Raw genomic sequence first — 24,531 nt, 5'->3', positions numbered from 1 at the left:
GGAACTTTCTTCGATAAGGGATCAGGCGACGGACAGCGCGGGTTTCCGCAAGGCTGTCTTGGCGTAGGCGGCGGCGCTGCCGCCCGCGAGGCGGCCGAAGACGGCTCCGCTGGTCAGGCCGCTCGCGCCGGGATAGTTGAAGTAGAATATGCCGCCGACCATCTCCCCCGCCGCGAACAGGCCGGGGATGGCGTGGCCGTTGGTGTCGATGACCTCGCCTTCCGTCGAAACCTTGATGCCGCCGAAGGTGAAGGTGACGCCGCAAGTCACCGCATAGGCTTCGAACGGCCCGGTATCGATGCTGTTGGCCCAGTTGCTGCGGACGACGCCGTTGCTGGAGGCGCTGCGTCCGTCCTTGATATTGGGGTCGAACGGCATGTCGGTCTTCACCGATGCGTTGAATTCCGCGACTGTTTCCAAGAATTGATCCTTGTTTATTTCTCCGATCCTGTCGGCCAGCTCCTCGATGGATTGGGCGACGACCTTGGTGACCTGGCGCGTGCGATATTCGTCGCGCAGCAAATGATTGACCTTGGAATCATAGATTTGCCATGCCACCTGTCCGGGTTGCTGCAATACCGCCTGCCCATATTTCGCATAGGTGTAGTTACGGAAGTCGGCGCCTTCGTCGACAAATCGTTTTCCGTCGCGATTGACCATGATGCAGAGTGGATAGGAATGACGCTGATATTGTGGCGTCAGTGCGAGATCGCCGAAATCCTGCGCGTTGCGTTCCCAGGACACGGCATGACAACCCGACCAGTGCCCATAGGATTGCGCGCCGGCGGCGAGAGCCATGGACAGGCCGTCGCCGGTGTTGAAGCGCGAACCGCGAACCTTCGCCAGATCCCAGCCCGGCCCCAGATAGCGGGCGCGCCATTCGGCATTCGCCTCGAACCCGCCGCAGGCCAGCACGACGGCCCGCGCATGGATGGTTTCGATCTCGCCCTGCCCATTGAGCAGCGTGACGCCGGAAATCCCGCTTTCGTCGCGCAGCAGATCGCGGACCCAGGCATTGTAGCGGATTTCCACGCCGCGCTTTTCCGCCGCATTGTACAGCGCATCCACCAGGCCGGGGCCGCCGCTGGCCACGGCGATGGTGGCGCCGCCCCAGAATTTGAAGCGGCCGTTCACGCGATAGGCCTGCCGCCCGAAATTGGGGAAGAAGCGGACGCCCTGATCGCGCATCCACAGGATGGTCTCCCGGCTGCGCTTCACCAGGATTTCGCACAGGTCGGGATCGGTGCGATATTGGGTGATCTCGCCCATGTCGTCGAAAAACTGTTCCTCGGTATAGGTGCCGAAGTCGCTGACCGCCACTTCCTCGTCCGTGAGGTCCGGGCAATAGGCGCGGATGTCGTCGGCGCCGTCATAGACGGTGCGCATCAGCCCGTCGGTATAGGCGGAGTTCCCGCCCCGCTCCTCCACCGGGGAACGTTCCAGCAGGAGGACGCGGCTCCCCTCATTGGCGGCGCTGATCGCGGCGCAGAGCGCGGCATTGCCGCCGCCCACGACCACGATGTCGAAATCGGATTGTTGCTGTTCCGGCATTCCCGTCCCTCTTGATCCAGGCCAATCCCTGACTCAGGAAAGCGCTGCCGCCCTCCCCTCCAAGGCAAGCGGGCGGGTACGCCGGTGAGACCGGTCACAAGGCTGCCCCGCCGCTGTCATGCCAGCCACTTTTAGGGGATTGCTTTATGCGCGCACGGAATATTATAGCATTCTGCCATATCAAAAATTTATGGTGAGGATGGCCGGATGAAGCTGCAACAGCTCCGCTATGTCGTTGAAATCGTGCGGCATAACAATCATCTCTCGGCGGCGGCCGATGCCCTCAACACCTCGCAACCCGGGGTGAGCCGGCAAATCCAGTTGCTGGAGCAGGAACTGGGTTTCGAGATCTTCATGCGCACCCGCAACCGGATCATCGACCTGACCGAACCGGGCCGCGTCGTCTTTTCCATCGCGCAGCGCATCGCGACGGATGTCGCCGCGCTCAAGTCGCTGAAGGAGGACATGCATTCGGGCAATCGCGGCGTCTTCACCATCGCGACGACGCATACCCAGGCCCGCTATGTGCTGCCCAAGGTGGTGGAGAAATTCGTCGCCCGCTATCCCGACGTGAAGCTGGTGCTGAAGCAGGGCGACCCGGAGGAAATCTGCGCGCTGGTGGAGGCGGGCGACGCAGACCTGTCGATCGGCACGGAAACGACGCGGGATTTCCCCAATCTGGTGAAGCTCGACTGTTTCGACCTGCACCGCTGCATCGTCGCGCCCGTCGGCCACCCGATCCTGGCCGTGCCGGAACTGACGCTGGAGGAGATCGCGCGCTATCCGATCATCACCTACGACACGCGCTATAGTGGTCGGTGGAAGGTGATGAAGGCCTTTTCCGACGCCGGACTGGAGCCGAAGATCGTGATGAGCGGCATCGACGCCGATGTCTGCAAGACCTATGTAGGGATGGGCCTGGGAATTGGGATATTGGCGTCCATGACTTATGATCCGGAGCGCGATGTCGGTATTCGGGCGCGGGATGCATCGCATCTGTTGCCGTCGAGCACGATCAAGATCGTGCTGCGGCGGAATACCTATTTGCGGTCGTTCCTGCTGGACTTCGTGCATTCGGTCGCGCCGAATCTGACGCCCTTGCGGGTAAGGCGCGCGGTGCATGAATTCCAGACGGTGGCGGGTTAGAGCCAATCGACATTCAGATGATGACGAACCGAGCCGAAGGCCACCGAAGGTAAAATGGTGGTTTTCCGTGACCCGGAGCGCAGCCTGCTCAAAGTAGGTGAGCACCGGAAGCACCGAAAAACGTCATTTGCAGGCCGTCAGGGCTGAATGTCGATTGGCTCTAGAGCAGATTCCGATCCGATTGCATCGGCTCGACTGCTCTAAGTTTTTGTTTTGTCGCGTTTTCCGAGTCGGCAGATGGTTCCATCTGCTTGGAAAACGCTTTAGAATTCATTCGGCGCACCATGCCTCTGCGAAGGCATTCGAGCGGACAAGCGGCTGATAGGAAGCGGGTTCGGGCGAGGGGAAGGCGGATGGCAAATTCGGAATGCTGGGGAATGGTCAATTCAAGACCTTCCTTCTCCCTTGAGGGAGAAGGATAGGAAGCCTTGGCGACGAAGGGGCCCAGGCTGATCTGGATGAGGGGGAGCGGGCCTGCGGGCCGTGCGATCCCCTGGATCGCAACCCCCTCACCCAGCTACGACTAGGCAGCAAGCTGCCAAGTCTGCGCAGCCCTCTCCCTCGAGGGAGAGGGGTAAGTGGGTGTCCGCTTTGCACCCAATCGGCAGAGGTCGGCGCCGATCTACCCGGTCACTTCCAGCTTCTGGAGCGTCATGCGTTGCAGCGCCGCTTCATCGACAGCAAGGCCCAGACCCGGCCCCGTCGGAACCGTCACGGCGCCATTCTCTATCGCCATGGCGCCTTCCGCGATCAGAGGATCGTCGCCCAGCACGCCCACGCCGAAGACGAACTCCGCCGCGCCGAAGGTGCGGGCGGCCGGGACCGAGGCGCAGAAATGCGCCGCCGCCGCCGCTTCGAGTTGGGAGGCGACCGCCAGCCCTCCGCAATTGATGCCGATGCCGTGCGCCTCGCCCAGCGCCGCGATCTTGCGGGCGGGGGTCAGGCCGCCGACCTTGTAGAGCTTGATGCAATATACATCCGCCGCCGCCGCATCCGCGATGCGGGCCGCGTCCTGGAGCGTGAACAGGCTTTCGTCGGCCATGATGGGAACGCCGCCCGCCTTGGCCCGGATCGCGGCCATGGCGCGCAGATCGGCCCGCTCCACCGGCTGTTCGCAATAGCCCACATCCATGTCGCGCAGGGCGTTGAGAGCCGACACCGTGTCCGCCGCCGTCCAGCCGGTATTGGGATCGACGCCGATCATGATGTCCGGCCCGACCGCCGCCCGCACCCGTTCGAAATTGGCGACGTCCATCCGCCAGCCGCCCTTGCCCGCCGCCTTCAGGCACAGCACCCGGATGCCGAATTCCTCGATGGCGCGGCGGGCGTCCGCGACCATCTGCGCGGGATCGTCATAGAGGCTGACCGACCATTCCAGCGGGATCGCGGCATTGGCCCGCCCGCCGATCAGCGCGTGGACGGGCAGGCCCACCGCCTTGCCGAATGCATCGTGCAGCGCGATGTCGACCAGCGCGCGCGCCGCCGGATTGCCCGCCAGCCGCGATGTCAGCAGGCCGTCGATCGATTCCAGGTCGCACACCCGCTTACCGATCAGCAGCGGTCCGTAGATGTCCCTGATCGCGCCGATCACGCTATGCACCGTATCGGCGACGAAATGGCCGGGGCTGATCGGACGGATCTGGGCGATGCCGGTCGCGCCCTCCGCATGGATCTTGAGCAGGACGGGCTTGCCCAGCAACTGGTCCGAAGGCCCGGTGTCGTAGCTGCCGCTGGAGAAAGTGCGCTTCAGCCGGACCGACAGTTCGGTGACGTGCAGTTCTATCCTCTCGATGCGCATCATGCGGCCGCCCGGCTGTCGTTGCGCCATTGCGCCAACACGATGTCGGCGCCCCGTTCCCCGAGCGCGATGGTCGGCGCATTGGTGTTGGACGAGGGAATGGTCGGGAAGATGGAGGAATCGATCACCCGCAAATTGCCGACGCCGCGCACCCGCAGTTGCGGATCGACCACGGCTTCCGCATCGGTTCCCGCCTTGCAGCTTCCGACGATATGCCAGGTGGTCTGCGTCGTTTCCCGGATATAGTCGATGATCTCCTCATCGGTGACGGTGGCGTCGCCGGGCCGCGTCTCCCGCACGATCATGGCCTGCATCGCGGGGTGGGAGGCGACGTCCCGCACCGCCTTGATCCCGGCCAGCAGCACGCCGACATCATGCGGATCGTCGCAATATCTGGGGTCGATCTTCGGATAGGCGACGGGATCGGGTGACTGGATATGCGTCCAGCCGCGCGAGCGGGGCCTGAGGCCCATGACGCCCACGGTGAAGCCCGAATGCGCGTCCAGCCCGTCCTGCGGCCTGCGCGCATAGCGATCCTTGCCGGAAAAGGGCTGAAGCTGGAGCTTCAGGTCGGCGCGCGGTTCATCGGGGGAGCTGCGCATCACGATATGCGCCACCGCCGAGCAGATCGACAGCAGCCCCTTGCCGAATAGCGCGAATTTCAGGCCTTCCTTCACCTTCACCGTCGGGCGCTGCAGGGCGTCGTTGATGGTGATCGGCCTGGTGCATTCGAATGTCAGGCGGGTATTGGGATGGTCCAGCAAATTCTCGCCCACGGCGGGCATGTCCCTGATGACGTCTATTCCATATTCGCGCAGCAGCGACGCATTGCCGATGCCGGACAGTTCGAGCAGCTTGGGAGACTGGACCGGGCCTGCCGACAGGATCACTTCCTTGCGGGCGTCGATGCGCGTCAGTTCATTGCCACGCCGGACCTCCACGCCCGTAGCCACGCCGTTTTCGATGATCACCCGCGTCACCAGAGCGTCGACCATCACGTCCAGATTCGCCCTGCCCCGCGCCGGCTTCAGATAGCCGACCGCCGAAGAGGAGCGGAAACCGCGCCTGGTCGAATATTGCAGATAGGACGCGCCTTCATAATGGCCGTCATTATAATCCTCGACATAGTCGAACCCGGCCTGGCAGCCCGCTTCCACGAAAGCGTCGGCCAGCGCGTCGAAATGCTTGAGGCTGGTGACGCCGATCGGCCCGTCATGGCCGCGCACCGCCGGATCGCCCTGGCGGTAGCTTTCCATCCGCTTGAAATAGGGCAGCATGTCGGACCAGCCCCAGCCCGGCAGGCCCAGCGCCGCCCAACTGTCGAATTCCGCCGGATCGCCGCGGACATAGACATTGCCGTTGATCGAGCTGGAGCCGCCCAGCACCCGCCCCCGCGTCCATAATTGGGTGCGGTTCTTGAGCGCGGCCTGCGGCTGGGTGATGAAGGGCCAGGTGTGATTGGGGTCCTTCAGCAGGTTCACGACCATCAGGGGTATGTGGATGCTGATGCTGCTGTCGCGCCCGCCCGCCTCGATCAGCAGCACCCGTTCCCGGCCATCCTCCGACAGACGATTGGCGACCGCGCATCCGGCCGACCCCGCACCCACGACGATGAAATCATAAGGCCCTTCGTTCCGGCCAGCCCTTGCGTTCACGCTGCATCCCTCATCGATATTCTGGTTGGCCGGACATTATGGCCGGGTAGCATGCAATACAATATAATCGCAGAGGAGCAGCATATCGTTATCGCATGCCGAAACTGTCGGCGCCGGTCAGGACTGGGGCTTCACCGTCACCGGCGTGCGCCAAATCTCGCCCTTTTCCGCCTCCGTCACGTAGAGATAGCCGTCATGGATGGTGAGGTTCGTCGTCCAGCGGCCGGCTTCCTTCGGCAACTTCATATAGCCGAGCGTGAAGCCGTCCATATCGGCCACGCCCACCGCCCCGGCCAGGAATTCCGCCCAATAGAGCCGCCCGTCCGCGTCCATGGTCATGCCGTCCGGCCCGATCCCGCCATCGGTATGCGCCAGAATATAGGGGCCGCGCTTGCTCTGCGCATTGGCGACCGACGGCATGGTCATGATCGCCTTCGCGCCGTAGAGGCCGATATTGACGAACTTGCCGTCGGGCGTAAGCGCGACGCCATTGGGATAGGGCAGCCTGTCCGCCAATATCCGGGCCGAACGGGTGCCGGGCGCGAAATAGGCGACGCGCCCCACCCGGTCGAGATAATTGGAATTGTCCGCCAGCGTCACATAGATGCCGCCCTGTTCGTCGAAGACGAGATCGTTGGCGACAAAGGATTTGCCTTCCACCTTGTCCGCGAAGACTGTGAGCGACCGGGACCGCGGATCATAGGTCAGGATGCCGCGCGCATTGTCCGTGATGAACAAGCGCCCGTCCTTATGGAACCGCGCGCCGTTGGGATTGCCCCCCGTGCTGAGCTGGGTGACGCATTGGCCGCCGACGACCTTGACGATTGCGCCGTTGAACAGGCTGACGGCCCAGATGTCGCCATTGCCGTCGAAATTGATCCCTTCCAGAAACTGGCCGCAGGTGACGAGCTTTTCGAACCGGCATTCGCCGCATATGTCCTTCAGGGTCGAAGCCTGCGCAGCGACGGCGCCGGTCATCGCGACGGCGCAGCCCAAGAGCTTCATCAATTTCCGGATTGCCATTCCACCTCTCCCATGCTCCGCCATTTCAGACCGCCTCTGGGCACGCCAATCGCCGCCGATTGCCGCCCTTGACCGGCAACAAGCGTCTTTAGCAGCTCCGTTTTCGATCCCATGATGCGGATCGCATCGTCCGCGACCTCGACGCGCTGCGCCAGGGCGCGCAGGTGATCCCGCCGATAGCCGCCCTCGTGGCCGCGAATGCGCTCCCGCGCGCGGCGTGCAAACCCTTCGATCATCGCGGGGCTAAGGGCGCTGTGACCGGGGCTTTCGAGCAGGGCTTGCGCCCGGTCGGCGTCGGCCCGCGCCTGATCGCGCAGAACCTTGAGGCCGGCTATCCGCTCCTTGAGCGCCGGGTCGTCCAGATCGGCGACACCGGCCTCGATGGCGTCATAGAGCCTCTTGAGGCGCGATTCCGATTCGGTCGCCTGCCGCTGCAAAGAGGCGATGTGTTCGCGGCGGCGCTCGGCCTGATCCTCGCGACGGCCGAGAATGCTGCCAAGCAACTTTTCCAGACGGGCGGGATCGAGCAAGCGGTCCTCGATATGGTTGACTACGATATCGTCGAGCTTGTCCATGGGGATCGCACGGCCCTTGCAGCCGGTCTCGCCCTGCCGCGCCTTGATCGAGCAGGCATAGTAGCGATAGCGGCCGCTCTTGCCGGTGCGGATGGTCATCGCGCCTCCGCAATTGCCGCAATAGCAGATGCCGGTCAGCAAGGTTGGCCCGATCACCACGCGGGCGGGCAGTTCCGTCTTGGGGTTGCGAGCCTGCAAGAGAGATTGAACGGCGTCGAAGGTCTCCCGCTCGATGATGGCGGGCACCGGGACGATGACGATTTCGCCGGGAGCGCGCGGGTCATTGTGTTTGCTGCGCTTTCCCCACTCATGTTCACCGATGTAGGTGCGGCGGGTCAGGACGCGGTGGACCTGGCCGATGCCCCATCGTCCGCCGTCGCGGGTGAAGATGCCCTTGGCGTTCAGATGCTTGACGATGGCCTTGACGCCCATCTGGCCGCTGTCGCCCTGACCTTCCAGAGCGAGCCGATAGATCAGACGGATCGTGTCGGCGTGCAGCGGGTCGATTTCCAACTTCTTCTTGGTCTTGGCCCCGCGCTGTTCAGCGGCGGCGATCCGGTAGCCGATCGGCGGCAACGCACCATTCCAGAAGCCCTGCCGTGCATTCTCCTTCAGGGCGCGCGTGACGTGCTTGCCGTTCTCCTTCGACTGGTATTCATCGAACAGCGACATGATCCGCCGCATCATGTCGTGGATCGGGTCGTCCCCCAGCTCCTGCGTGATGGAGATAAGCCGCACGTCGTTCTTGGCGAGCTTGCGATAGTAATATTCCATGTCAAAGGCATCGCGGAAGAAGCGCGAGAAGCTGTGGACCAACACCACGTCAAACGGTGCGGGTTTCGACGTGCCCGCCTCGATCATCCGCTGGAACTCCGGGCGGCGATCGTTGGTGGCCGTGTTGCCCGGCTCCACGAAGATTTCGACAAGCTGATAGCCGCGCGCCGCGCACCAGGCTTCGCCCTGCTTGCGCTGGTCGGGGATCGACACGTCATGTTCGGCCTGCCTGGCGGTCGAGACACGCAGATAAAGGGCAGCCCGCAAGGCGACGTTGGGGGATTGTGCGTTCATTTGCGGCTTCCTTTCCTGGGACGTTCGATCAGGGGCAAGATAAGCTCCACGCGGTCATGAACGACTTTGGGAACCAGCTTGAGGCCCTTGCCCTTCTCCATGCGGACAAGTCCGAAGCTCTCCATCTTCTTGAGCGTGCGCGAGACATTGGGTGTCGCGCGGCCGGTGATCTGCGCCAACTCCTCCAGCGAGCCGGGTTCCTGCTCATGGATGACGCGCAGCAAGTCGCGATTGCCCGCCGACAGCAGGCGGGCGAAGGATTCGGTGGACGCGAACCAGACGGTCGGTTCGCCGAGCACTGGTTTTTCCTCGCCATGCGCGATCCGCATGGTGCGGGCTTTCATTTCCTCCGGGTCGGCGATCCCGACTTTCAGTGTCGTCATGGCATATCCCCATGCTACAAATCAGGGTCTATCCTTATCATCACGAGATAATATATTCAAGCCTTCTGGCATATCGAGAGAACCGAACATCTCGTCGAAGACATCGGCGAACCAGCGCTCGAACACCTGGATTTCGGCCTCGGTAATCGGCACCTCGTCAGGCCAGTCGTCTATGACGGGCAGCTTTTCCACGAATATGTGATACGGACTGCTGCGCGACGGGCTGATGCGCGGCGCGGGATCATCATTATAGTCGTAGAGATCGTTAGGGAGCGTTCCAGGGGCCGGCTGTCTTGGGCGGCCTCGCTGGGCGCGGCGGCGTTCTGCGCACATGGCATCCTCCGTGCTTCACTGGTGGATTCAGGGGCGCAAAAGCCCCGGAATTAGGTGAAGCATGGAGGGAGATCGGCGGCCTGTAGCGTGCCGCATTCGTGCCTATGCACAGGCGGCACCCCGGCATATGACTGAAAAACACCTGATTGTCGCCATGCGCCCGTTTCTTAACAAACTGCCCTTACGCTCGCATGTGCAGGAGGGTTAGCTCGGATGAAATCTCGCTGGCTGATAGGTTTGATCGTTGTCGCGGGAGCATCGGCTTTGCTGTTTGGCGTGGGGAATTGGCTTCTGCCTCCCAGGGCCACGCAAAATGAGCGCGCGCAAAATCCACCTGCGAAGCCGCCGAACTGTCCCCACGGCCCGGATTTGGCGCTTCTGAAATTGACCGATGGCAGCTTGGCTGATGTCAGAATTGTTCAGGTCAGAGATACGAAGCTTTATGTGCCTGCTGATTGGCTCGCGCGAAATTTTGTAGATTCGACGACTGAACAACTCGGGCCGGAAGTTTCATATGAATTGCTGGAGCAATTCAGCCCCGACATTCACAAGAACGAGTGCCCTGGAATCGTTCATTTGCTCAACCTTCACGGGGCGACGCCAAGGTTTGGAAATAACCGAGAGAATTTCACCTTCTTTGGGCTCGCCGGGAATTTCGCCCCGAAAGAGGTAGCCGGTTCCGGGGGGAGAATGCAGGGATTCGCCCTATTGGTTCAGGCAGCCGTGACGACGCACGGGGACGAAATGGATAGGCCGCGCCTGACCTCCGTTGGCAATTACTGGATCAAGGGCAATCGCGATTTCTTCCTCCTCAAGGGAGGTCCGACAAACGAGGCGCGGCAAGCGAAATATAGTGCGGAACTTCGCGCTTTAGCCAATTGGCTCATAGAGCCACCCGCGACCCGCTCAAATGATCGCGTCTTTTTCGATTCGCCTGATTTCCCGTAGCTGCCGGCAATCACATGATTGCCGTCAGGTCGCGGCGCAGCTCCTGACGATCTCGGCCGCCCACGCTATTGCGCGGCACCTCTAACCCCCATAATGTCGAAAAACACTGTCGGTTTGTGAAAGTGTCCGACAACCTGATTTTGGGGGTTTTCCGTCATGCTTGTCGGCTACATGCGCGTATCGTCAACCGATGATCGGCAATCGGTCGATCTGCAACGCGACGCGCTCACCGCTGCGGGCGTCGATCGGCGGCACCTCTACTCCGACAAGGCTTCCGGCGCGCGCGACGATCGCGCGGGCCTGAAAGCCTGCCTGGACTACATGAACGCCGGCGACACGCTGGTTGTCTGGAAGCTCGATCGCCTCGGCCGCTCGCTGCCGCATCTGCTGGCGATCGTGACGGACCTCAAGGAACGGGGCATCGCCTTCCGGTCGCTGACGGAGCAAATGGACACGACAACGCCCCATGGCGAGCTGCTGTTCTCGCTGTTCGGCGCGCTCGCCCAATATGAGCGGGCGCTGACCCGCGAACGCATCATGGCGGGCCTGGCCGCCGCAAAGCGGCGCGGGCGACAAGACGGTCGCCCCCCGACGATCGACGCGGAGAAGATCGAGCAGATTACCGCCGCGCTCGCGGCCGGTGCCAGCAAGTCGTCGGTCTGCCGCACGTTCAGCGTGCCGCGATCGACGCTAACAGACACATTGGAGCGGATCGGGTGGTCAGCGCCGAGTGGCGGCGTCTGACCGCAGCGGCGCGATTCATGTGATTGTCGTCGGCCGGTCGTCGATATGATGGCCTGCCCCGATGCCAACGGGGCAGGCCGCGAAATTATTGCGCCGCGATCTGCTTTTCGACCTCTTCCCATTCCTCCGGCAACAGTTCGGGCCGTCCTTGGGCAAGGGCACGGGCAGCCACCGCGCGCGGGGTCGCGGAGATTTGCGTGGGCGACTGGTATCCACGGATTCGGGTAACGAGTCCTGTGGGGCTGACGTAGCTCATGTCGTTGAGATTGGTGTAGGTATCGCCAGGCTCCATCAGCCTGCCAGCGCCGGTCGTGGTGATCGTAAGGGCCTGAACCAGCGCCAACGTCGAAGCGTTGAGGACGCGGATCTCATTGCCACGCGCATACCAGAGCCGGTCGTTGTCGGGCGTGTATTGCGCTGCCCAATAATAGCCCAACGATCCGCTGAAGCTGTCGATCGTCGTGAAAGTCGAGAAGTTGGGCGTGCTACGCAGGTTGCCCATGAGGTTCCAGCTCGCATCATAGCGGCCCGCCAGGATGAAGGCCGTGGAACCCTTGAAGCTGATGTCCCTGAACTCATAGGGGAAGGATGCACTGGCTGACAAAACGGTTGTGACCGCCGCGCCGCTCAAGGGTGACGCGCCATAGGTAATTTTCTGAAGCTTCGAATTTGCGTTGTAGCTCGTATTGCTTTGCACCCCGCCGATGGCGGCGACGAACAGTTCCGATCCACTGACGGCCATCTGGAAGGAGTTTTTCTCGAACCCGTTGTTATAGTCGTTCGCGCCCACGGTGATTGAGCTGCCGGCTGCGATTGTGAAGCGGACGAGGACACTGTTGGCGTATGTCGTGAAATTGGTGTTGGCGATAATAAACAGGCCGTAGAGCGTGCCGCCGATGTTCAGTATCGCCTGACCATGCGCGCTCATCCCAGCGGGAACGAGAGGTGCCGTCACCGGATTGGTATTGAAGTCGAAAACCACGCCGGTAGCGGCATATGGCGAACTGCCGTTGATCTCGACTAGCTTGCCATCGTCAAATTCCAGCGCATAGAGTCGGCTACCGAGCGGTTCCAGGCCATAGGGGTTGATGACGTTACTCCAGGTCGGCGTCGCGATGGGGGCACCGCCGGCGGCGGCATTGTAAATGCCGGTTGGTTGCGCGACACCTGCCACACGCTGGGTAACAGCAATGCGCTGGCCACCCAGGTTGAAACCTTCCACCAGAGGATCGCCGTTCAGAGCCTTGGTTAGCGGTGGGAAGTTTGCCGCAACCGTGGTGCCATTGTCGGTAATCCGGCCGGCCATTCCATTACCTCCGGAGAAATAGTGGTAGAGGCTATAGGCCGTTCTTGTCGTCGCCATTTCGATTCTCCTACGAAGTTACACGAGTATTCCCCCTTGCTGTTGCGCCACCGCCGCGATTGTCGGGGTCGGCGACGCATCCAGTTCGTCGAGCGGCTAGAAGCGGTAGCCCAGAGTCAGCCGCAATGAGTCGATTCGGTAGCGCGATTCCGAGCGCCGGATATCGGTAGGTGAGTTAGCGCCTTGCCCTATCGGACCTATTTGGAAGCCGGTGTAGATCGGCGGTGTGCCGCTCGCACCGGCAGCGACCGTATAATCGCCATCCTTGATGTTGGTTCGCAGATATTCGAGGCCGATCGTCAGCGGCCCCGCGATGCGTTGCTCGATACCGCCGCCATATTGATGGCCCCAGCGATGCTTGCCGGCATTGCTTTCCTCGAAGGCGTTGACGGTATTGGTCGTCGCGAAGCTATGATCGATATTGGCGCGGATGACGCCAGCGGTCACATAGCCAAGCGTATTGCGCCAAGAATAGCCGGTGCGCGCTCTTAAGGAGACGCCGGATTTCAGGCGACGGGTGAAGCTGTAGCTGGTCGGCGGCAGTGCTTCCCGCGTGCTGATGTTCGTCAGCAGGGCATAGCCGGAGACGCTATCGACAAGATCGAAATCGGCCCATTCGCCCACCAGACCGAACAGCCAGCTTCCCACCTGATGATCGTAGCCGACGCGGAACCCGTAATCGGTGCCCTTGCGCTTGTCGGACCGCACCCCATCATCCGGCGTGTTGCCCAAGGCAGCACCCGCGCCAGTAAACCCGGGAGCGAAGGCGTTGCGGTCGATGAAGTTGCCATCGCCATCGAACCTAGCTACCCCTTCGATCTGGCCGCCGAACACGCCATTCTGCCGCTTGTCGAAGATGAGAATTTCATCGGCGTTGCGGCGTCCCCAGCCACGGCCGACATGACCGCCCGCATAGAAGCCGGTCCAATTCGTGCCGCCATTACCGTGCAAGGCAGGAGAGGCAACGGACCGCCAATCCTTCGCCCCGAAACTCTTTGCGATCGTCACGTAGAACGTGCGGCCTTGGCGGGGATAGTAGGGATTGAACGCAAGTGGGTAGTTTTGACGCACAAGGTTTGCTTCGTCGTCGAAGCAAGAATAGTCGCCTGTCTCGTCCGCCTCCAAAGCGCTGCACTTCCAGTAATTATATGGGTGAAGCCCATCGTTGCTGCCAACCATGTGCATCTTCTGTTTCGGCCCGGCATTGAAAATATCGGACACGCCGCCCGATATCGTCAGGCCATGCGGCAGTCGGAGATGCGCACCGGCGTCAAAGGTGGTGAGCGGCGCTTCATAGGTATAGCTGTTCTCATCGCTGCCGGGGCTTCTGGACTGGCTGATATAGCGACGTCCACTGTGACGAACCTCGCCAAATGTCGTTAGCGCGCCGCCCAGGAAATGCAGATTGAGGCGCGCGTTCGCGGTGAAGCGGGGGTTCTGGAGCGTTCGCAGATTGCCCAGAACACGTTCCGCGACGGGAATGGCGGGATAGACGAAATAGGTCCCCTTGACATAGTGCCCCTCCTGCACCGTCGCGGCGAGCTGGAGGTCGGCGCGGTCGCCCCATTTGAGGCTTGCCTCGAACTCACCGCCCCTGGTGATGGTCGTGCCGGAATTGACATATTTCCCGCCCACGGGCGTCAGGAACAGCGTGATTTCATCTTTTGTCCGGCGCTGGAAATAGGTGGCGCGGAAGCTGCCCGCGAGATCGCCGGCAATCGTGCCGTTCCAGCCAAGGCCGGCATCCCAGTTGCTGCCATGTTCGCGCAGCAGCGGCATTGTGTTGCCGACGCTGTCGGCACCAGCCTGAATATAGACGCCGTCGCCATAGATTTCATAGAAATTGGGATAGCGGTTGTAAGTGCCGTAGCTGGCGAACAGCAGCCAGTCCGAACCCACCTTTTTCTTGGCGCTGACGCTCCATGTCGGTTTCCAACCGTAATTTCCGGATGACGGACCGAAGGGGTTGTCCTGGCTCCCCAGCACCGGCCCGGTCAGCTTCTCGATCCGGAAGATCGGTGCCACCTGGAGGTCGCCCAGCGTGTGGAATGTGAGCGTATCCTGAACCTGGATGTTGGTGAGCTGACGCTTGTAATGCTGATAATAATCGCCGCGCCGTAAGCCTGTCACCGAATTGATGAGGTTGTCGGCGTCGTAGCGCATCGTCTCCCAATTATGCTGGACGTGCAATTCGAGAAGCTGCGTCACATCCCACTCCGCGCCGAGCGTGTAGCTGGCGTCGGCGGTCAGGCCGTAGCGGGTGGTGTGATACAGCGCCGTGCGGCTGCCGACGCCGAACGGTGCCGCCATGTCGTAATTGTTGAACCGCTTGCGCTGGTCCATGAAGTTGAGGTTCAGCGCCAGTTCGAGGTCGCCGAAGCGGTCATGCCAGTTCAACGCACCGTCATGCTGATATTGCTTCTGCTGACGCCGCTTGTTGAAGGGAACGCCCAAACTGGCGAGCGAGCCTGCGGTCAGGTTCACCTGGGGGAATGTGTATTCCGGGAGATCGATGAGGCTGTAGCCCTGAAGTCCACCATATTGAGTGGGCACAATCTCCGGCATGTACCGGTCCATATGGGTGAAGGAATATTTGGCGGTGATATTGTCGTTGCGCCATTTCACCATCACATTGTCGCGCTGGAAACTGTTATTCTGCCGCTGCCGCGTGGTTGGGAACTGGCAGACAGGATTGATGGCGCGCACCGGCTGATATTCGGAAGAGATGCTGCACGGCGTGTTGGATAGGCCGTCCCCACTCCATTCTCCGTCGCCATATTCGATGCCGTCCAGGATGCGCGCGGCGATGAGGGGATATTTGAATTCACCCTTGCTGCGTTCCATGTCGAGACCGAGCAGAAGACCGCCGCCGAGCAGCGGAAAGCTCAAGTTCCCCGAAAACTGGCGACCGCCATAGGACCGCGCACCGGCTGACACGGTGCCACTCAGGTCGGTCGGCATCTTGGTCACGATGTTGATCGCGCCGCCCAGCGGCGCACCGGAGAAGCGCGCGGGCGTGACGCCGCGATAAACCTCGACGCGCTCGACGTTGGAAATCGGGATCGTGGAGATATCAGCCGCCGTCTCGCTGGAGAGATTGAACGGCACGCCGTCGATGTAAATGTTGACTTGGCTGGGCGCGCTGCCCCGGATGCTCGTAGTCGTATAGCCGCCCGTGCCGCCGACGCGGCGGACGTAGACGCCGGGAATCTGGTCGAGCAGATCGGGCAGCGCCTTGTGCTCGCCGCGCGTGTCGTCGGGATAGACGACCGAGACCACCCCCGGCGAGAGAATGTCGCGCAATTCCTCGCGGCTGTTGGCCGTGACGACGATTTCCTGTTGCGTCTTGGGCTTGCCGGATTCTTCGCCCGAAGGGGCAGGATCACTGTCGGCCGCCTGTGCCTGTATGCCCCACGCCGACAGCCCCACCGTCAGCGCGAACCGCGAAATCGTCGAAAGTCTCACTCCATAGCCCCCCTGGCGCCGAACCCTGTCGGGCGGGGGCGTGCCGTCACGAACGGTCGGGCGCGAGAGCGGGCGGACGCCTCAAGCGCCCGTCACACGACCGATGCGGCCCCCGCCGCACGTTCGTCGCTCAGACGGAATACACCGTGCCCCGGCCATCCCCTGGACCAAAGCAAGAGCGACCAGACGCCGGCAGGTCTCCTGGCTTGCGGGTCAAGGCTTGATGCACGGCCTTCCCAAGCTCTCGCTCAGTGGCTTGAGGCCGAAACCCCGTGTGCATCGCGCTCGCCGCTCACAGTTGCAGGGACAGCCTCGGATTCGGATGGCGGACCATCCTCACCGCGTTCCCGTTTTAATCCCCTCTCGGGGAACCGGCGCGATCATAGGCTCACTATTGCAAACCTAATGATTGCCGTAAGGTTAAGCCGTGTGTGAAGCAAGCGGGGACTGATCCAGATTGCACGGCGCGGCCATACTCTGTCGGGAATCAGGTGAATCCGTCAGCCGATTACCCGGCTGACCGTCGAGCCTTTGCAAATCCCCGATCCGTGGCAATGAACCGTTCCAGCATCGGCACGACAAGCCTGACGGGATCGGCGGGGGTCTGGCCGCTCTCGCGGGCCAGCACCTCGGCGTAGTCGGTCAGGTCGCGATGAAGCTGCGCCGGCAGTTCCAGCGTGAACTTCACCGGCTTGTCGTCTGGAAGCGGGCCGAGTTTCAGCTTTGCCATGTTCAATTCCTGTAGGATTCGAGGACGAGATCCCGCGTCACGATGACCCTGACCGGGAAGCCCGGTCGGATGGTCAGCGTCGGGGCGACCTGCAACTGGCGCTGGACGATCTGTTGCCCGGCCTGGTTGATGGTGTCCTGCGCCCCGTCGCGGATGGCGCGGATCAGCCGGTCCTCGTCGTCGGTCGCCAGTTCGGTGCCGATGCCGAGCAGCGTTGACAGCCCGGCTGCCTTCATCAGATCCCACCAGTGATAGTCAACGCCATCTTCAAGGCCGGCATAGCCGCTGGCGTCCGCTCCGGGCTGTCGCTCCAGCACGATCGAGCGGCCGTTTGGCAGGATCAGGCGGTTCCAGACGAGAAGGACACGACGCTGGCCGAAGGTCACGCCGGCATCGTATTGGCCGATGATGCGCGTCCCCTGCGGAATCAGGAGCAGGCTGCCGGTCGGACTGTCATAGACATTCTCCGTCACCTGCGCGGTGATCTGGCCGGGAAGGTCCGAACGGATGCCGGTAATCATCGCTGCCGGGATCACGGCTCCGGCCTGAAGGATGTAGGGTGATGCGGGGGCCATGATGCGGTCCAGGGCGACAGTCTGCCGATCCACCGGGCCATTGAGGAAGGCGGTATGCCGGTCCTGCGTGCCGGCAGCACCAGGCTGGCCGGTCAGACCAAGGCCGGCGAGACTCGGGCTTGCAGCCCCTGTTCCGGGGGCGGTCTGGAAGAAGACGCGGCTGACGCGCGCGGCCTCTTCCTCGGCGATGCGGCGCTGTTCGGCGGGATCGACGGCGGGCGTCGCCATGACCGGCGGCGTGACAGGCTGCCCCCTGTTCTGCGCGTCGAGGATCGGGCCGCCGAGATCGCCGGGCAAGGCCGGCCCCAGGACGGGGCCGGTATAGTCGCGCGGCAGGCCGGATAGCCCGTCCGCCGTTGCACGATTCTCGGTCGAGTAGAGTTCTTCGCCGCTGCCGCTCATATCGCGGGTCTGGAGGGCATAGATCAGCGCACTGCCGATCCCGAACAGCGCGACGGCTCCTACCCCAGCCAGCGTCTTACGGGACAGACGGGTGACGCGGGGCGGTTCGGCTCGCAGCCGCATCGGCGCGGTGGTGTCCGGTGCGGCTTCTACAGTAGTCGTGTCTTCGGTCATGACGGGGATTCTCCGGTCGCCTTTGCGGGCTGTGCGGCCTGCCGTTGCTCGATGCGGACGATCCTGACGGTCTGCTGACGATCGCCACTGCCAAGGCGTAATTCGGCGGCGCCGAACAGGCGGTCCACGATCAGGATGTTCTGGTGAATGCGGCTGTTGACGATCTGGGTTTCGCCATCGGAGCCGATGACGAAGATCGGCGGCATCTCGCCCTGCACGATGCCGCGCGGGAAGACGACATAGATGCGGCGGCCGTCGTCAAAGACGGAGATGGGCTTCCACGGCGGATTGTCGCCGGTCAGGCCGTAGCGATAGTTGCGCGCCGCCTCAGTCGGGATGATCGGCGCGGCGGGAACGGTCTGACCCTGCCCTGCCGGCTGCGCAGGATAGGCCCAGGCGACGGACGGCATATAGAGCGCCTCGCGGGCACGCAGCTCAATCATATAGGTACGCCGGCTTGTCGTCACGACGAGGTTTGTGGCGATGTCCGGCCGGGTCGGCTTCACGAGAATATGGACGCGCCGGGTCGCACCGCTACCGCTCTCGGTATCGCCGATGATCCAGCGGGCTGTGTCGCCTGCCGCGATCGGACCCGCGCCGGTCAGGCTCTCGCCCGGCTCCAGCGCGATCGTGGTGATCTGTCCCGGTGCGGCATAGACCTGATAGAGCGCGCCTTCCGACCAGGGATAGATCTGGATGGCGTTATAATAGCCCTCGCGGCGCGGCTCGACACGGGCGGCGGCATTGGCGTTCTCGACCCGGCCTGCCGATGTCCCGGCAGCGGTCCCGCCGCGCGCGACCGTCCATGCGGGCGGCGTATGCAACGGACGAGACTGATCGTCAGTTGCGGGGGCCTCCACGACGGGTAGCGAGGGCACGTCGGCGTCGTAGCTGAACTGCGTCCGGTTGGTGGCGCAGCCGGCGAGCATGGTGGCGGACAGCATCAAAGCCGCGAAGGCGGGTTTGCGGAGAGCGGTAAAGCCGGCTTGGCGGAAGGTCGCGGAGATCATTGGCTCATCTCCCGCGACCATGAGATTGCGTTGACGTAGATGCCGAGCGGATTGGCACGCAGACGCTCGGCGTCGCGCGGGGTCTGGATCACGATGGTCAGGATCGCGGTCCAGCGTTCGGTCGTGGAAAGCTGGCCGTTCTCATAGTGACGCTCGGTCCAGGCCACGCGGAAGCTGTCGTTCGATGCCCGGATGACGCTGGACACCTCGACGGCGACCTGTTGCCGGCCGACCTTGGTGAACGGGTCGTTGCTGCGGGCATAATCGTTCAAGGCCGCCGCGCCGCGATCCGTGGTCCATTCATAGGCCCGGAGCCAGTTCTGTCGGACGATGATGGCGTCAGCCGGAATCGCGCGGACCTGTTCGATGAAGCGGCCGAGGTGGAACGCGATCTGCGGATCGGTCGGCCGATAGTCGGCAACTGCCGGAGCGACCGTTTGCGACTGGCCGATATTATCGACCTGCACCACCCACGGCACGACCGTGCCGCGCGCCGATTGCCAGACAAGGGCGGCGGCGAAGCCGGCCGACAGGATCAGCGAGCCGAAGGCCATATAGCGCCAGCTCTTCGCCTGCACGCGGGCCGAACCGATGCGTTCGTCCCAGACCTGTGCGGCCTTTTGATAGGGTGTCTCCGGTTCCGGCGATTTGCCGTAATGGGTCGATGGTCTTTTGAAGATGCTCATGAGCGGTCACTTTCAGAAAGATTGACGGAAGAGCCGCCTCCGTGGCCGTCGCCGGAGCGCACCGCGTGGGCGGCCATGGTGGCGCCGTGGTTCACGGCCTGGGATCGCCGCATCCGCTGCGCCCAGGCCGGGGGACTTCCAGCGGGGGAAGATGATGCTGCGGGGGCTGCGCCTGTGCCTCCGGCCGTGCCTGCGGTGGATGTGCCGCCGGTCACGCCAAAGGCCGCGCGTGCACCATCGGAGAAGCTGGATTTGACGCTTTCGGAGGCTTTGGAAGCGGCGCGCTTCAGGGGCGAGACGGCAGCGGAGCCTGCGGCGCGGGCGACACCGCCAAGGCCGGAGGCGACGCCTGCCGCGCCCGACTGACCGAGCGAAGCCATGCTGTAGGTCGCTGCGGCGCTGCCTGCGGCCGTCGCGCCGCCCCGAACGGCCGCAGCGCCGCCGGACAAGGCGGCAGCGCCCCCCTTCACGGCGAGACCTGCCGCGCCGCCCGCGGCAAGCGCTGCGCCGCCCACGGCAAGGCCGGTGCCAACGGCCGCGCCAGCGCCAAGCTGCGGGCCGCCTGAGACAATGCCGGACGCGATGCCGGGTCCGAAAATGCCGAGGCCCAGCAGCGAAAGCGCGGCCAGCACGATCGCCATCGCGTCGTCGATGCTCGGGGTGGCTCCGCCGAAACCGGCGGTGAACTGCGAAAACAGTGTCGAGCCGATGCCGATGATGACCGCCAGCACCAGCACCTTGATGCCCGAAGAGATGACATTGCCGAGCACGCGCTCGGCCATGAAGGCGGTTTTGCCGAACAGGCCGAACGGGATCAGGACGAACCCCGCCAAGGTGGTCAGCTTGAACTCGATCAGGGTGACGAAGAGCTGGATTGCCAGGATGAAGAAGGCAAGGATGACCAGCGCCCAGGCGAACAGCAGGCAGGCGATCTGGATGAAATTCTCGAAAAACGACCAGTAGCCCATCAGGTCGGAGATGGAGTCGAGCAGCGGACGGCCCGCGTCGAGGCCGGTCTGCGCCACCTTTCCGGGCCGCATCAGATCGGCCGTGGAGAAGCTGGTGCCGGACGCTTTCAGGCCGAGACCGGCAAAGCTCTCGAAGACGATGCGCGCCAGGTTGTTCCAGTTGGAAATGATGTAGGCGAAGACGCCGACGAACAGAGTTTTCTTGACCAGCCGCGCGATGATGTCGTCATCCGCGCCCCAGCTCCAGAACAGGGCGGCGAGCGTCACGTCGATGACGATCAGCGTGGTGGCGATAAAGCCGACCTCGCCGCCGAGAAGGCCGAACCCGCTGTCGATATACGACGTGAATACGCCTAGAAACGAGTCGATGACGCCGGTGCCGCCCATGGTTCACCGCCCCTCGTTCTGATGCGAGGTGGCTGGCGCCGGCGTCCGGCCGAGAAACCGATCGCGGCTTTCGGCCCAGGTGGCGAGGCAGCCGGGATCGCTCGCGGCCGCCTCGCCAAGACGTTGGCAAGCGCGCAGGCTCTGGCGCAACGGATCGGCGGGGCGCTGTAGCTCCGGCGCGGGCCTGCCGCGCGCTGGCTCGTCCTGCCGGGTCATCTCGATCACCGTGGCGGTGATGGCGATGGCGACGAATATGATCGCGCCCAGCCGGGCCAGCATCTTGCCGTCCATGTCACGCCCCTCCTGCTCGGTCAGTTGTTGCCGTTGCCGAACATCCGGGCATTGCCGGGCTGGTAGCCCGATCCCGGCGTCAGAAAGCGCTCGCGCTGGACGCGACCCTGCTCGGCGGCGGTGGCGCGTTCGGCTTCGCTCAGCGCCTGCGCGCGGCCATTGGCCGACATCAGCGCGATCAGGTCGGAAAGCTGCTGCGACTGGAGGGCGAGAAGCTGGTTGCCCGCCTGCGTGGCTTGCAGCGCGCCGGTCGCGTTCTGGCTCTGGCCGACAAGCGCCGACATCTGCGTGCGATTGGTGTCGATGTTGCCGACGACGCCGGCCTGGACGCGCATGGCGTCCTGCAATCCGCCGACCGTGTTCTGCCAGCGGGACCGCGCGTCGGCGACAAGCTGGCCGTCGGTCGCGGACATGGAGACGTTCCCATATTGGGTCTGGAAAATCTGATCGACCTTCTGCACGTCGAAGGCGATGTTCTGTGCCTGGGCGAGAAGCTGCTGCGTGCGTTGGACGTTCTGCTGCAACGCCTGAAGCGAGGAATAAGGCAGGCTGGCCAGGTTCTTCGCCTGATTGATGAGCATGGTCGCTTCGTTCTGAAGCGAGGTGATCTGGTTGTTGATCTGCTGCAGCGTGCGCGCGGCCGTGAGCAGGTTCTGCGCATAGTTGCTGGGATCATAGACGATCCCGCCCAGGCCGAACTGCGCGTGTGCCGGGCTGTTCAGCATGGGCGAAAGTGCGAGCGGCACGGCCAGCATGGTCGCGGCCAGGAACATGGCGCGCGGGCGAAAACTACGAATGGTCATGATTGGGACTCCTTCTCGGTCTGGGGGATGAGATTGCTGAGGTCGGGGATCAGGTCGGCCGCCCAATCGACGCCGCGCAGGCGTAGCCACTGGCCAAGGAAGCCATCCCGGCCATGCTCGGCGACGAGTTCGGCGATGCGGTTGTGATCGGATTTGGACGATGCGGCGCAAAGCGCGAGGCCGACTTCGCTGAGGCCCAGCTCGAACAGGCGATTTCCCCTGCGGCTCTGGCAGTAGTAATCCCGCTTGGGCGTTGCCCGCGCGAGGATCTCGATCTGCCGGTCATTGAGGCCGAAGCGGCGATAGATGGCGGTAATCTGCGGTTCGATCGCGCGTTCGTTCGGCAAGAGCAGCCGTGTCGGGCAGCTTTCGATGATGGCGGGCGCGATATTGCTGCCGTCGATGTCGGAGAGCGACTGCGTGGCGAAGATGACGCTGGCGTTCTTTTTCCTGAGCGTCTTCAGCCATTCGCGGAGCTGGCTCGCGAAGCCTTCATCGTCCAGCGCCAGCCAGCCCTCGTCGATGATGAGCAGGGTCGGCCGCCCGTCGAGCCGGTCGCCGATGCGGTGGAACAGATAGGCGAGCACGGCGGGCGCCGCGCCGGTTCCGACCAGTCCCTCGATCTCGAACGCCTGCACATCCGCCGAGCCGAGGTGTTCGGTCTCGGCGTCGAGCAACCGGCCATAGGCCCCGCCGATGCAATAGGGCCGCAATGCCTGTTTCAGATCGTTGGATTGCAGCAGCACCGTCAGGCCGGTGATGGTGCGCTCCCCGACCGGAGCCGACGCGAGCGAGTTCAGCGCCGTCCAGATATATTCCTTGGTCTCTGGCGTTACCGGGACACCTTCCCGACCGAGAATGGCGGCGATCCAGTCGGCAGCCCATGCGCGCTCATAGGTATCGTCGATACGGGCGAGCGGCTGGAGCGAGACGGATGCCTCGTCCCCTTCCGTCAGCCCGCCGCCGAGGTCGTGCCAGTCGCCGCCCATGGCGAGGGACGCGGCCCGGATCGAGCCGCCGAAGTCGAACGTGAAGATCTGCGATCCCGCATAGCGGCGAAACTGCAAGGCCATGAGGGCGAGCAGCACGGATTTGCCCGCGCCGGTCGGGCCGACGACGAGGGTGTGGCCGACGTCGCCGACATGAAGGGATAACCGGAACGGGGTGCTTCCCTCGGTCTTGCCATAGAGCAAGGGGGGCGACCCGAAGTGCTCATCCCGTTCCGGCCCCGCCCACACCGCCGAGAGGGGGATCATGTGGGCGAGATTCAAGGTGCTGATCGGCGGCTGCCGAACATTGGCGTAAGCATGGCCGGGCACGCTGCCGAGCCAGGCATCGACTGCGTTGACGGTTTCGGGCATCGCTGTGAAGTCGCGGCCCTGAATGATCTTCTCGGCGAGGCGCAGTTTCTCGTCAGCAATGCGCGGGTCGGCATCCCAGACGGTGATGGTGGCCGTGACATAGGCCAGGCCGGCGACGTCGGCCCCGAGTTCCTGCAGGGCCATGTCGGCATCGAGGGCCTTGTTCGCCGCGTCCGTATCCACGAGGGCGGATGCCTCGTTGGTCATGACTTCCTTGAGAATCGCGGCGATCGACTTGCGCTTGGCGAACCACTGCCGCCTGATCTTCGTCAGCAGCCGGGTCGCATCCGTCTTGTCCATGAGGATGGCGCGCGTGCTCCACCGATAGGGGAACGGCAGCCGGTTCATGTCGTCGAGCAGGCCCGGCGTCGTCGCGGTCGGAAAGCCGATGATGGTCAGGACGCGCAGATGCTGGTCGCCAAGGCGCGGCTCTAGGCCGCCGGTCAGCGGCTGATCGGCGAGCAGCGCGTCGAGGTGCATCGGCACTTCGGGAACGCGGACGCGGTGCCGGTTGGTGGAAACCGTCGAATGGAGATAGGTCAGCGTGCCGGTGTCATCGAGCCAGCGGCATTCCGGCATGAAGCCGTCGAGCAGCGCCAGCACCCGGTCGGTGCGATCCACGAAGCCGCGCAGCAGCTCCCATGGATCGACGCCGGATTGTTCGCGCCCCTCATAGAGCCAGGTTTCCGCACGGGCGGCGTCCTCGGCGGGCGGCAGCCAGAGGAAGGTCAGGAAGTAGCCGGACACGAAATGCGTGCCCGCTTCCTCGAAACCGGCCTTGCGCTCGGCGTCGAGCAATGCCGATGCGGCTTCGGGAAACTGGCTCGCGGGATAGGTCGCGGCTTCGCTGCGCTGTGCCTCGACGAAAATGCTCCAGCCGGAGCCGAGACGACGCACGGCGTTGTTGATCCGGCCCGCGACCGCGACCAACTCGGCTGCGACGGCGGAGTCGAGATCGGGACCGCGAAACTTCGCCGTTCTCTGGAACGAGCCGTCCTTGTTCAGCACGACGCCGGAGCCAACCAGCGCAGCCCAGGGCAGGAAGTCCGCGAGACGGCTGGCGGTGCGGCGATATTCGACAAGGTTCATCAT

The 24,531-nt window shown here is 63.4% G+C and carries 20 protein-coding genes and 1 riboswitch; of the genes, 3 read left to right on the top strand and 17 right to left on the bottom strand.

Annotated elements, in window-relative coordinates:
• Nucleotides 1-21: 21 nt before the first annotated feature.
• Nucleotides 22-1,551, bottom strand: coding sequence for an FAD-dependent tricarballylate dehydrogenase TcuA (gene tcuA / locus LDB29_RS23040; protein WP_257557107.1), 1,530 nt, complete (start codon nucleotides 1,549-1,551; stop codon nucleotides 22-24).
• A gap of 207 nt (nucleotides 1,552-1,758) precedes the next feature.
• Here tcuA and LDB29_RS23035 point away from each other — a divergent pair, with 207 nt between their 5' ends.
• The gene (locus LDB29_RS23035) at nucleotides 1,759-2,697 is read left to right on the top strand and encodes a LysR substrate-binding domain-containing protein (protein WP_025552300.1); all 939 of its coding nucleotides are present in this window, start codon (nucleotides 1,759-1,761) and stop codon (nucleotides 2,695-2,697) included.
• A gap of 622 nt (nucleotides 2,698-3,319) precedes the next feature.
• Here LDB29_RS23035 and LDB29_RS23030 read toward each other — a convergent pair.
• From LDB29_RS23030 to LDB29_RS23005, 6 genes are all read right to left on the bottom strand, one after another.
• A complete protein-coding gene (locus LDB29_RS23030; RefSeq protein ID WP_257557103.1) occupies nucleotides 3,320-4,498 on the bottom strand; it encodes a mandelate racemase/muconate lactonizing enzyme family protein in 1,179 nt (392 codons plus the stop codon).
• Nucleotides 4,495-6,150 carry a GMC family oxidoreductase gene (locus tag LDB29_RS23025; RefSeq protein ID WP_257557101.1) on the bottom strand — a complete coding sequence of 552 codons (1,656 nt, stop codon included), beginning with the start codon at nucleotides 6,148-6,150 and terminating at the stop codon, nucleotides 4,495-4,497. Before LDB29_RS23025 ends, LDB29_RS23030 begins: the two co-directional genes overlap by 4 nt.
• Before the next feature lie 117 nt (nucleotides 6,151-6,267).
• Complete coding sequence (locus LDB29_RS23020) at nucleotides 6,268-7,155, bottom strand: SMP-30/gluconolactonase/LRE family protein (protein WP_257558016.1); 888 nt, start codon at nucleotides 7,153-7,155, stop codon at nucleotides 6,268-6,270.
• Nucleotides 7,155-8,816, bottom strand: coding sequence for a recombinase family protein (locus tag LDB29_RS23015; RefSeq protein ID WP_257557100.1), 1,662 nt, complete (start codon nucleotides 8,814-8,816; stop codon nucleotides 7,155-7,157). Before LDB29_RS23015 ends, LDB29_RS23020 begins: the two co-directional genes overlap by 1 nt.
• Nucleotides 8,813-9,199: a MarR family transcriptional regulator gene (locus tag LDB29_RS23010; RefSeq protein WP_257541830.1), complete on the bottom strand. Its 387-nt coding sequence runs from the start codon at nucleotides 9,197-9,199 to the stop codon at nucleotides 8,813-8,815. Before LDB29_RS23010 ends, LDB29_RS23015 begins: the two co-directional genes overlap by 4 nt.
• A gap of 21 nt (nucleotides 9,200-9,220) precedes the next feature.
• Nucleotides 9,221-9,532, bottom strand: a complete 312-nt coding sequence (locus tag LDB29_RS23005; RefSeq protein WP_257541829.1) for a hypothetical protein — start codon at nucleotides 9,530-9,532, stop codon at nucleotides 9,221-9,223.
• 213 nt (nucleotides 9,533-9,745) lie between these two features.
• Between LDB29_RS23005 and LDB29_RS23000 the strand changes: the two genes are divergently transcribed.
• Both LDB29_RS23000 and LDB29_RS22995 read left to right on the top strand, forming a co-directional pair.
• Complete coding sequence (locus LDB29_RS23000; protein WP_257557098.1) at nucleotides 9,746-10,480, top strand: hypothetical protein; 735 nt, start codon at nucleotides 9,746-9,748, stop codon at nucleotides 10,478-10,480.
• 156 nt (nucleotides 10,481-10,636) lie between these two features.
• On the top strand, nucleotides 10,637-11,224 hold the full coding sequence (locus tag LDB29_RS22995; protein WP_257541822.1) for a recombinase family protein: 588 nt from the start codon (nucleotides 10,637-10,639) through the stop codon (nucleotides 11,222-11,224).
• Nucleotides 11,225-11,309: 85 nt separating this feature from the next.
• Here LDB29_RS22995 and LDB29_RS22990 read toward each other — a convergent pair whose 3' ends face one another.
• From LDB29_RS22990 to trbE, 10 genes are all read right to left on the bottom strand, one after another.
• Nucleotides 11,310-12,587, bottom strand: a complete 1,278-nt coding sequence (locus tag LDB29_RS22990; protein ID WP_257541820.1) for a hypothetical protein — start codon at nucleotides 12,585-12,587, stop codon at nucleotides 11,310-11,312.
• A 96-nt stretch (nucleotides 12,588-12,683) separates the two neighbouring features.
• Complete coding sequence (locus LDB29_RS22985; protein WP_257541818.1) at nucleotides 12,684-16,052, bottom strand: TonB-dependent receptor domain-containing protein; 3,369 nt, start codon at nucleotides 16,050-16,052, stop codon at nucleotides 12,684-12,686.
• A 173-nt stretch (nucleotides 16,053-16,225) separates the two neighbouring features.
• Nucleotides 16,226-16,443, bottom strand: a riboswitch (cobalamin riboswitch).
• 117 nt (nucleotides 16,444-16,560) lie between these two features.
• Nucleotides 16,561-16,782, bottom strand: coding sequence for a DUF2274 domain-containing protein (locus LDB29_RS22980; RefSeq protein WP_257541816.1), 222 nt, complete (start codon nucleotides 16,780-16,782; stop codon nucleotides 16,561-16,563).
• 2 nt (nucleotides 16,783-16,784) lie between these two features.
• Nucleotides 16,785-17,882: a TrbI/VirB10 family protein gene (locus LDB29_RS22975; RefSeq protein ID WP_373886197.1), complete on the bottom strand. Its 1,098-nt coding sequence runs from the start codon at nucleotides 17,880-17,882 to the stop codon at nucleotides 16,785-16,787.
• 47 nt (nucleotides 17,883-17,929) lie between these two features.
• Nucleotides 17,930-18,943 carry a P-type conjugative transfer protein TrbG gene (trbG, locus tag LDB29_RS22970; protein ID WP_257541812.1) on the bottom strand — a complete coding sequence of 338 codons (1,014 nt, stop codon included), beginning with the start codon at nucleotides 18,941-18,943 and terminating at the stop codon, nucleotides 17,930-17,932.
• Nucleotides 18,940-19,629: a conjugal transfer protein TrbF gene (gene trbF, locus LDB29_RS22965; RefSeq protein WP_257541810.1), complete on the bottom strand. Its 690-nt coding sequence runs from the start codon at nucleotides 19,627-19,629 to the stop codon at nucleotides 18,940-18,942. The genes trbG and trbF overlap by 4 nt, the downstream gene beginning before the upstream one ends.
• Nucleotides 19,626-20,984 carry a P-type conjugative transfer protein TrbL gene (gene trbL / locus LDB29_RS22960; RefSeq protein WP_257541808.1) on the bottom strand — a complete coding sequence of 453 codons (1,359 nt, stop codon included), beginning with the start codon at nucleotides 20,982-20,984 and terminating at the stop codon, nucleotides 19,626-19,628. Before trbL ends, trbF begins: the two co-directional genes overlap by 4 nt.
• A gap of 3 nt (nucleotides 20,985-20,987) precedes the next feature.
• A complete protein-coding gene (trbK-alt, locus tag LDB29_RS22955) occupies nucleotides 20,988-21,275 on the bottom strand; it encodes a putative entry exclusion protein TrbK-alt (RefSeq protein WP_257541806.1) in 288 nt (95 codons plus the stop codon).
• A gap of 20 nt (nucleotides 21,276-21,295) precedes the next feature.
• On the bottom strand, nucleotides 21,296-22,078 hold the full coding sequence (gene trbJ, locus LDB29_RS22950; protein ID WP_257541804.1) for a P-type conjugative transfer protein TrbJ: 783 nt from the start codon (nucleotides 22,076-22,078) through the stop codon (nucleotides 21,296-21,298).
• Nucleotides 22,075-24,531, bottom strand: coding sequence for a conjugal transfer protein TrbE (trbE, locus tag LDB29_RS22945; RefSeq protein ID WP_257541802.1), 2,457 nt, complete (start codon nucleotides 24,529-24,531; stop codon nucleotides 22,075-22,077). The genes trbJ and trbE overlap by 4 nt, the downstream gene beginning before the upstream one ends.

Source organism: Sphingobium sp. CFD-2 (genome assembly GCF_024611135.1).
Classification (GTDB): Bacteria; Pseudomonadota; Alphaproteobacteria; order Sphingomonadales; family Sphingomonadaceae; genus Sphingobium; species Sphingobium fuliginis.
This window is presented reverse-complemented; position numbering and strand designations above follow the sequence as displayed.

Bases quoted from the DNA above. Each gene is read 5' to 3' on its own strand.
- tcuA (WP_257557107.1), bottom strand. From the start codon at position 1,551: ATGCCGGAACAGCAACAATCCGATTTCGACATCGTGGTCGTGGGCGGC.
- LDB29_RS23035 (WP_025552300.1), top strand. From the start codon at position 1,759: ATGAAGCTGCAACAGCTCCGCTATGTCGTTGAAATCGTGCGGCATAAC.
- LDB29_RS23030 (WP_257557103.1), bottom strand. From the start codon at position 4,498: ATGATGCGCATCGAGAGGATAGAACTGCACGTCACCGAACTGTCGGTC.
- LDB29_RS23020 (WP_257558016.1), bottom strand. From the start codon at position 7,155: ATGAAGCTCTTGGGCTGCGCCGTCGCGATGACCGGCGCCGTCGCTGCG.
- LDB29_RS23015 (WP_257557100.1), bottom strand. From the start codon at position 8,816: ATGAACGCACAATCCCCCAACGTCGCCTTGCGGGCTGCCCTTTATCTG.
- LDB29_RS23010 (WP_257541830.1), bottom strand. From the start codon at position 9,199: ATGACGACACTGAAAGTCGGGATCGCCGACCCGGAGGAAATGAAAGCC.
- LDB29_RS23005 (WP_257541829.1), bottom strand. From the start codon at position 9,532: ATGTGCGCAGAACGCCGCCGCGCCCAGCGAGGCCGCCCAAGACAGCCG.
- LDB29_RS23000 (WP_257557098.1), top strand. From the start codon at position 9,746: ATGAAATCTCGCTGGCTGATAGGTTTGATCGTTGTCGCGGGAGCATCG.
- LDB29_RS22995 (WP_257541822.1), top strand. From the start codon at position 10,637: ATGCTTGTCGGCTACATGCGCGTATCGTCAACCGATGATCGGCAATCG.
- LDB29_RS22990 (WP_257541820.1), bottom strand. From the start codon at position 12,587: ATGGCGACGACAAGAACGGCCTATAGCCTCTACCACTATTTCTCCGGA.
- LDB29_RS22980 (WP_257541816.1), bottom strand. From the start codon at position 16,782: ATGGCAAAGCTGAAACTCGGCCCGCTTCCAGACGACAAGCCGGTGAAG.
- LDB29_RS22975 (WP_373886197.1), bottom strand. From the start codon at position 17,882: ATGCGGCTGCGAGCCGAACCGCCCCGCGTCACCCGTCTGTCCCGTAAG.
- trbG (WP_257541812.1), bottom strand. From the start codon at position 18,943: ATGATCTCCGCGACCTTCCGCCAAGCCGGCTTTACCGCTCTCCGCAAA.
- trbF (WP_257541810.1), bottom strand. From the start codon at position 19,629: ATGAGCATCTTCAAAAGACCATCGACCCATTACGGCAAATCGCCGGAA.
- trbL (WP_257541808.1), bottom strand. From the start codon at position 20,984: ATGGGCGGCACCGGCGTCATCGACTCGTTTCTAGGCGTATTCACGTCG.
- trbK-alt (WP_257541806.1), bottom strand. From the start codon at position 21,275: ATGGACGGCAAGATGCTGGCCCGGCTGGGCGCGATCATATTCGTCGCC.
- trbJ (WP_257541804.1), bottom strand. From the start codon at position 22,078: ATGACCATTCGTAGTTTTCGCCCGCGCGCCATGTTCCTGGCCGCGACC.
- trbE (WP_257541802.1), bottom strand. From the start codon at position 24,531: ATGATGAACCTTGTCGAATATCGCCGCACCGCCAGCCGTCTCGCGGAC.